At 39.4% G+C, this 393-nt stretch carries 1 protein-coding gene; it reads right to left on the reverse strand.

The annotated features are described in order from the left end of the window. Window positions 1-154 precede the first annotated feature (154 nt). The coding region (locus HC176_RS19725; RefSeq protein WP_209309783.1) for a hypothetical protein at window positions 155-393 on the reverse strand (239 nt) is incomplete at its 5' end.

The following is a 393-nucleotide window of genomic DNA, read 5'->3' on the forward strand; positions in this document are numbered from 1 at the left end:
ATACGAGATGGTAATCGAAAGTAAAAAAAAGAGGATAGCATTTCCCTGATGCTCAAATTGTAGAAAAAAGAACAAAAAGTGAACAGTGCTAAAGAGGGCTAACAGGATCAAAAGCTTAATGATCCGTTCTTCCATTAGCGTAGGTGCCTTGATGCTATTCCTCATTCGTAGGATTTAGGACGTAAAAAGGGATATTTGCAGTGGCATAATACCCTGTGTTATTGGTAGTCATAAGATGAAGCCGGTAAGGCCCTTCTTGTATGGGTGCCTTAAATCTTACCAAATTTTCTTCAGCCCGAAATTCAATACCGGCGATCAACTGACTTACATGAGAAGCATACCACGATTCTTCTCTTATTTCCCAGTGATATGTGTAAGCTTCAGGAGATTTCT

The sequence above is a fragment of the Tamlana crocina genome, assembly GCF_012037625.1.